The sequence below is a fragment of the Mycolicibacterium pyrenivorans genome (assembly GCF_025821625.1).
Taxonomy (GTDB): Bacteria; Actinomycetota; Actinomycetes; order Mycobacteriales; family Mycobacteriaceae; genus Mycobacterium; species Mycobacterium pyrenivorans.
In genome coordinates this window covers 3,434-3,649 of the sequence record NZ_JACKSH010000240.1, presented here as the reverse complement: position 1 = coordinate 3,649, position 216 = coordinate 3,434, and the positions used below count along the sequence as shown (strand labels likewise).

General features: G+C 66.7%; 1 protein-coding gene. It reads right to left on the bottom strand.

The genetic code is table 11. The annotated features are described in order from the left end of the window. Positions 1-216 (bottom strand): AMP-binding protein (locus H7I57_RS26355; RefSeq protein WP_264027212.1); only part of this gene is annotated, 216 nt, incomplete at both ends.

Genomic DNA, 216 nt, shown 5'->3' with positions numbered 1-216 from the left:
GCACGATGACCAGGTGGCCGCCGCCGAGTAGTGCGGCCCAGATCTCCCACACCGAGAAGTCGAACGCATACGAATGGCATTGCGTCCAGACCTGTTCGGNCGGAAGGTCGGCGGGNGNGGAGTCCGCGAGGTGGGCCAGGTTGCGGTGGCTGACGGCGACACCTTTGGGGGTGCCGGTGGTGCCGGAGGTGTAGATCAGGTAGGCGATGTCGTCGG